Source organism: uncultured Tissierella sp. (assembly GCF_902479755.1).
Classification (GTDB): Bacteria; Bacillota; Clostridia; order Tissierellales; family Tissierellaceae; genus Tissierella; species Tissierella carlieri.
This window is the reverse complement of sequence record NZ_CABSQO010000001.1, coordinates 299169-306683: the sequence shown is the minus strand read 5'-3', so window position 1 is coordinate 306683 and position 7515 is coordinate 299169. Positions and strand designations below refer to the sequence as shown.

The following is a 7515-nucleotide window of genomic DNA, read 5'->3' as shown; positions in this document are numbered from 1 at the left end:
TTTCTATATTATTTATTTTTTATAATTGGATAGGAGGGATTGACAGCTTTTCAAATAGGATATATTTTATTTTCTTATGTTTGTTTATACTTTTTTTCTTTTTAATATATAAGTATTCTTCAAATAGAGAACTATATAAAAGATTATCGTCAAAATCTAAAAATATGGAAGAGATTTTAGTTTCCTTAGGAATATCTCCATTATCAATAGAAATAAATAATTTATTAAGAGAGCAATATAGATTATATCAAAAAGATATTGAAAAATATAAAGACAAACAAAAAGAAAATTTAACCTTTATAAATCAATGGGCACATCAAATGAAAACACCTCTTTCTGTAATAAATTTAATAGTACAGGAAAATGAAAATGAGCTCTATATGGATAATATAAAGAATGAATTAGAAAAGTTAAATAGAGGATTAGATATGGCTTTGTATATGGCACGGCTTGATGCTTTTACTCATGATTTTCATGCTGATAAGATAATGATAGAGCCCTTGATAAAACAAGTTATCAATGATATGAAGAGATATTTTATTATAAATAATGTTTTTCCAGAGATAGATATTCAAGAGAATTTAACTGTTTTTTCAGATTCCAAGTGGTTTATGTTCATTCTTGAGCAACTAATTACAAATGGTGTTAAATATTCCTATATGAAAAGTAACAAAATATATATAAAAGTCTATAAGGAATTGGATGAAGTAAAATTAGAAATAATTGATAGAGGGGTAGGGATTCCTAAAAAAGATATAAAAAGAGTTTTTCAGCCTTTTTATACTGGAGAGAATGGAAGAAGATTTGGAGAGTCTACTGGGATGGGGTTATATATCGTTGAAGAAGTATGTAAAAAATTATCTCATGATATAGAGATTGAATCGAAAGAAAACTTAGGAACTACTGTGAGGATAATATTTAACTAAGATTACAAAGATGTAATATAGATGAAATAAAAGTCGATAGTAGATATTTTCAAGGGATAATATAATAAGGCTATATTATATAAGAGAGGAATGGCATATATGAGAGAAATACTTAAAATAAGCAAACTTAATAAAGTATATGAAGGCAAAGTCGCCTATAAAGCCTTGAAAAATATTAACCTTAATATTGAAGAGGGAGAATTTGTCGGTATAATGGGACCATCAGGAAGTGGAAAGACTACATTATTGAATATTATATCTACTATTGATTTACCTACATCAGGAGAAGTGATTATTAATGGTTCTAATCCTCATGATTTAAATAATAGTGAATTAGCTATGTTTAGAAGGAAAGAATTAGGTTTTGTATTTCAGGATTTTAATCTATTAGATACCCTAACTATAGGGGAAAATATAATACTTCCTTTGACTTTGGATAAATATCCAGTAAAAGAGATGGAAGAAAAGCTCAAAGAAATAGTGAAAAAATTAGGGATTGAAGAAATACTGGATAAGAGAACTTATGAAATATCTGGAGGGCAAGCTCAGAGAGCAGCAATTGCCAGGGCAATAATAAATAGTCCCAGTCTATTATTAGCTGATGAACCAACTGGAAACTTGGATTCTAAGGCGGCTAAGGATGTTATGGAACTATTTTATAATATAAATGTTAAAGAAAAGGTTACTACTTTAATGGTTACTCATGATCCGTATACAGCTAGTTTTTGTCATAGGGTAATATTTATAAAGGATGGAGAGCTATATAATGAAATTTATCGTGGAAATAAACGAGAATTATTCTATCAAGAAATCATGGATATTCTTTCCTTGTTAGGAGGAGATAAAAATGACTTTACATCAATTGGCTTTTAATAATATTAAAAGAAATATGAATGCTTATACTGCATATTTTTTTAGTTGTATATTTGCAGTATTTATATTTTTTTCTTTTGCAATATCTTTATTCCATCCATTATTATTTAGCTCCTATGAAACTGGGTCTTCAATATTTATAGCTTTAACTATAGGAGAGGTTATAATTTTTTCCTTTGCTTTTTTATTTGTACTATATTCATTAAGTACATTTTTGAAAGCTAGAAAGAAAGAATTTGGAATTTTAACTATATTGGGAATGACTAAGAAAGATTTTAATAGACTAATATTTGTTGAAAATATAATGATAGGAGTTTTATCTATTTTATCAGGTTTGATAATTGGATTGGCTTTATCTAAACTATTTTTGATGTTCACTAGCAAGTTCTTAGGAGTTGAAAATTTAGGTTTTTATTTTCCATTAAAAGCTATAGCCCTGACTACTATCTGTTTTTCTATAATTTTTATACTGATTTCATTTATTACACCAAAACTAATTAGTATGGAAAAGACAGTGGAACTTTTAAAGGCAGGAAAAAAACCTAAGAAAGCTCCTAAAATTTCAATATCATTAGCCTTGATATCTATTTTTATGATAGGTTCTGGATACTATTTAGGTTTAACAGGAGATAGATATACACAAAGCTTTGTTCCCTATTTAATGGTGGGATTAATAGTTTTAGGTACTCTACTGTTATTTAATCAATTTAGTGTACTTGTATTGAATCTATTGAAAAAAAACAAAAAGATTTATTTAAATAAAACAAATTTACTATGGATTTCTAATCTTTCTTATAAAATAAAAGATAATGCAAGAATGTTATTTTTAGTGTCTATCACTTCTGCCGTAACTTTTATATCTGTAGGTTTACTTTATTCAATGAAGACTAATCAGGTTTCTTCAACTAAGATTCACTTTCCATTTCCTTTTACCTATGTATCCATGGAAGGAAATCAAGTGGAATTCACCCATTTGTCCAGAATAGAAGAAAGTCTCAAAGCTAAAGGGTTTTCTTATGGCAAATACGAGATAGAATATATAAAGGATACAATGGAAGGCAAAAAAGATTTCTATGCAATAAAACAATCAGACTTTAATAATATGGGATATGCCTTAGGTATAAAAGATATAAATGTTAATGAAAGTGAAGGAGTATTAATAAATTCTTATATGGACAGGAGAGAATGGGAAAAAGTAAAAGCATTCTATTCAGAAGTTTATCTAGATAGGAATGGATTAAAGTTTAATATAGTAGATACTATAGATGAAAATGTAGTTACTCAAGGCTTATTAAATACTATCATAGTAGTGGATGACCAGACTTTTAATAGTTTAAAAGGCAATATAGAGAAAGTATATCTTTATGATACAGAAAGATGGACGGAAACGGGAGAGATAGCTGTATCCTTGAAAAATGAATTTCAGCATAAATACGAAGACCCTTTTATATTCCTTACAGCCGGAGACATGTATGAAGTAGAACTACAGCAAGCAAATATATTATTATATATTGGATTTTTTATTTGAGTAATATTCTTTATAGGAGCAGGAAGCTTTTTATATTTTAGATTTTATAGTTCTCTAAATGATGAAAAGGAAAAATATAAAAATATTTCAAAACTGGGTTTATCCAATAAAGAGTTAAAAAAAGTTACAACAATTGAAACGGCCATTTTATTCTTTACTCCATATATTGTTGCTGCAATCCATTCTTTAATAGCTATAGAGATGTTAAAATCATCCTCTCAGGATATTATAGGCTCTAAATCTGTTGTAGTATTAATTGGATTTTTTATAGTGCAAGGGATATATTTTTTAGGAGTTAGGCAGAGGTTTAATAAGCATTTAGTAAAATATATAAGATAAAGAATATATTATGTTTTAAATAGATTTTTTAGAGATACTTCAATGAGATATACTATGAGAAAAGTAATTATTATAGTTATCCACCATTTGTCCATAATATATCCACAGGTAAAAAAGGACAAAATTAAATTATTGACAGTTTTACACAGACTTATACACATTATCCACAGAAATAATTCACAATCCACAATTTTAAATTCACATTTTATTAACAAAATGCATTTTTCAGAAAAAATTGTTAATAAAATTAGGATATTATGTTTTGTTTTAAATTAAAAAAAACTTAATATAATGTTATTATATTAAGTTTTAGGGTAATATATATAACAAATAGTATAAGCTATTATCTATAATGCTTATATGAAAGGAGCTGGGTTTATGAAATTAAATTTCACTGGAAAAAATATGGAAATAACAGATGCATTACGCGATGTAACAGAGAAAAAGCTAGGAAAATTGGACAAATATTTCCAAAAAGATATTGAGGGAAATGTCACTTTCAGTTCAGAAAAGAATAGGAAAATAATTGAGGTAACCATAAACCTACCTGGCACTATTATTAGAGCTGAAGAATCAACAGACGATATGTATGCATCCATTGATAAGACAGTTGATGTATTAGAAAGGCAAATTAGGAAACATAAGACAAAATTACAAAAAAGATACCAAAATAATGAAACCATTAGATTTGAAAATGTATTGCCTCTACCAATGGAGGATGATTCCGAAAAACCAAAACTAGTAAGAAAGAAGAGATTTGGACTAAAACCAATGTCATCAGAAGAAGCAATATTACAAATGGAGCTACTTAGACATAATTTCTACGTATTCTTAGATTCAGATAATGAAGGTGTAAGTATAGTTTATAAACGAAAAGACGGTAATTATGGATTGATAGAGCCAGAGCTTTAATATAGAATTACTTAAAAGGCAGGACGTATACCCTGCCTTTTTTATGTCAATCTTATAGTTGAAAGGAATATTAATAAGTGATAAAATAATATGATAGCTGTAATATTGAAGTTGAAAGGTGTGGTTTGGAATGGCGAGCCTATTTGAAAAATTATTTGGTACCTATAGCGATAGGGAATTAAAAAAGATTACACCTCTAGTAGATAAAATAGAATCACTAGATGGAGAGATGCAAAAATTAACAGATCAACAGTTAAAAGAAAAGACATTAGAATTTAAGAATAGATTAAATCAAAATGAAACCCTTGATGATATTTTACCAGAGGCTTTTGCAGTAGTGAGAGAGGCATCATATAGAGTACTTGGTATAAAACATTTTAGAGTTCAATTAATTGGTGGAATAATACTTCATCAAGGTAGAATCTCAGAGATGAAAACAGGAGAAGGTAAAACTTTAATGGCTACCTTACCAGCATATTTAAATGCCCTAACAGGTAAAGGTGTTCATATAGTTACAGTAAATGATTACTTAGCCAAAAGAGATAAAGAATGGATGGGTAAGGTATATGAATTTTTAGGTCTTACAGTTGGATGTATTGTTCATGGTATAAGTAATCAAGAAAGAAAGGCTGCTTATAATTACGATATTACCTATGGTACAAATAATGAATTTGGTTTTGATTATCTTAGAGATAATATGGTTATCTATAAAGAGGACATGGTTCAAAGACCGCTTTATTTTGCCATAGTTGACGAAGTGGATAGTATACTAGTAGATGAGGCTAGAACCCCTCTTATTATTTCAGGAACAGGAGACAAATCTACAAAGCTTTATGAAATGGCTGATAGCTTTGCAAGAACATTGACTAGTAGAATAATGGATCCTGGCGAAGAAAAGATGGATCCATTTAATAGAGAAATTAAAGAAGAAACTGTAGATTATGTAATAGACGAAAAAGCTAAGTCATGCTCTATTACTGAAAAGGGTACTGCAAAGGCAGAATCTTTCTTTGGTATTGAGAATTTATCCGATATAGAAAATATGGAAATAGCTCATCATGTTAATCAGGCTTTAAAAGCTAGATCTATAATGAAGAGAGATATTGATTATGTAGTGAAAGATGGAGAAGTAATTATTGTAGATGAATTTACTGGAAGACTTATGTATGGTAGAAGATATAGTGATGGACTTCATCAAGCGATAGAAGCTAAGGAAAAATTAAATGTAAAGAGTGAGTCCAAGACTCTGGCAACTATTACATTCCAAAATTATTTTAGAATGTATACTAAACTTTCTGGTATGACTGGTACTGCTAAAACAGAAGAAGCTGAGTTTAGAGAAATATATGATATGGACGTAGTTGAAATACCTACAAATAAACCTGTAATAAGACAGGATTTAGCAGATGTTATTTATCGTAGTGAAGAAGCTAAGTTTAGAGCTGTAGTAAGAGAGATCAAGGAGAAACATGCAACAGGTCAGCCTATATTAGTAGGTACTATTACTATTGAAAGATCAGAGTTGCTTTCCAAAATGCTAAAAAAAGAAGGTATTCCTCATGAAGTATTAAATGCAAAGCATCATGACAGAGAGGCAGAGATAGTAGCTCAAGCCGGTAGATTCGGTTCGGTTACTATAGCTACCAATATGGCTGGTAGAGGTACAGATATAGTCCTTGGAGGTAATCCTGAATTCCTTGCAAAGCAAGAGATGAGAAAGAAAGGATTTACAGATGAAATCTTATCTTTAGTAGATAGTTTCTATGATACGGATAATGAAGAAGTTCTAGCAGCAAGAAAGACTTATCAAGAATTACATGATAAATATAAAGTAGAAACTGATGCAGAAAATAAAAAGGTATTAGAAGCTGGTGGACTTCACATAATTGGTACAGAAAGACATGAGTCAAGACGTATAGATAATCAGCTTAGAGGACGTGCTGGTAGACAGGGAGACCCTGGTTCTTCAAGGTTTTACATATCCTTAGAAGATGATTTGATGAGATTATTTGGTGGAGAAAGAATAATTAATCTAATAGATGGTTTAAAAATGCCAGAAGATGAGCCTTTGGAACATTCAATGCTTACAAAATCCATAGAAAATGCCCAAAAGAAGGTAGAGGGAAACAACTTTGGTATTAGAAAGCATGTATTAAAATATGATGATGTTATGAATAAACAAAGAGAAGTTATCTATGGAGAAAGAAGAAAAGTATTAGAGGGAGAAGATTTAAGATCTCATATCCAGGAGATGGCTAAATCTCTAGTAATGGATAATATTGAAATATATACTAGACAGAGTAAATATCCAGAGGAGTGGGATCTAGAGGGATTAGAAAATTATGTAATGAATCTTTTCGATATCAATAAAAAATTCTTATCTTTCACAGATATAGAAAGTATTACAAAAGAAGCATTAATAGATAAAATAATTGAAAAGGCTGAAGAAAAATATAAAGCTAAGGAATTAGATTTTGGTGAAGAAAGATTTAGAGAAGTAGAAAGAGTAGTTTTGCTTCAAGTAGTAGATAGTAAATGGATGGATCATATAGATGCTATGGATCAGTTAAGACAAGGAATTGGTCTTAGAGCATATGGGCAAGAGGACCCTGTTCGTGCATATCAGAATGAAGGATTTGATATGTTTAATGAAATGACCCATAGTATTTGGGAAGATACTGTAAGATTCCTCTATCAAGTAGAAAATCCTGAAAAGGTTCAAAGAAAGAAAGTAGCAGAACCTGTATCTACCAATGCAGATGAAATAAGCAAAACTATTGTAAATAAAGAGAAAAAAGTAGGAAGAAATGATCCTTGTCCATGTGGCAGTGGAAAGAAATATAAGAAATGCTGTGGACAGAATGAGTAGTTAATAGTGAATAACTAATAGTGAATAGTTAAAAGACAAAAGACCCTAAACATCTACTAAAAACTTTT

5 protein-coding genes are annotated in these 7515 nt (G+C 29.4%); all 5 read left to right on the top strand.

Features of this window, described 5'->3' with window-relative positions:
- Nucleotides 1–926: sensor histidine kinase (locus RDK80_RS01620; protein ID WP_308523306.1), on the top strand; the 926-nt coding region annotated here is incomplete at its 5' end.
- Nucleotides 927–1025: 99 nt separating this feature from the next.
- Nucleotides 1026–1799, top strand: coding sequence for an ABC transporter ATP-binding protein (locus tag RDK80_RS01615; protein ID WP_094903584.1), 774 nt, complete (start codon nucleotides 1026–1028; stop codon nucleotides 1797–1799).
- Nucleotides 1774–3327: an ABC transporter permease gene (locus tag RDK80_RS01610; protein WP_308523305.1), complete on the top strand. Its 1554-nt coding sequence runs from the start codon at nucleotides 1774–1776 to the stop codon at nucleotides 3325–3327. The genes RDK80_RS01615 and RDK80_RS01610 overlap by 26 nt, the downstream gene beginning before the upstream one ends.
- A 717-nt stretch (nucleotides 3328–4044) precedes the next feature.
- Nucleotides 4045–4578, top strand: a complete 534-nt coding sequence (gene hpf, locus RDK80_RS01605) for a ribosome hibernation-promoting factor, HPF/YfiA family (protein ID WP_216554935.1) — start codon at nucleotides 4045–4047, stop codon at nucleotides 4576–4578.
- A gap of 130 nt (nucleotides 4579–4708) precedes the next feature.
- Nucleotides 4709–7447: a preprotein translocase subunit SecA gene (gene secA, locus RDK80_RS01600; protein WP_094903590.1), complete on the top strand. Its 2739-nt coding sequence runs from the start codon at nucleotides 4709–4711 to the stop codon at nucleotides 7445–7447.
- The last annotated feature ends 68 nt before the right edge of the window (nucleotides 7448–7515 follow it).

What these genes read in the sequence shown, in the direction of transcription:
- RDK80_RS01615 (WP_094903584.1), top strand. Translation starts at nt 1,026, where the DNA reads ATGAGAGAAATACTTAAAATAAGCAAACTTAATAAAGTATATGAAGGC.
- RDK80_RS01610 (WP_308523305.1), top strand. Translation starts at nt 1,774, where the DNA reads ATGACTTTACATCAATTGGCTTTTAATAATATTAAAAGAAATATGAAT.
- hpf (WP_216554935.1), top strand. Translation starts at nt 4,045, where the DNA reads ATGAAATTAAATTTCACTGGAAAAAATATGGAAATAACAGATGCATTA.
- secA (WP_094903590.1), top strand. Translation starts at nt 4,709, where the DNA reads ATGGCGAGCCTATTTGAAAAATTATTTGGTACCTATAGCGATAGGGAA.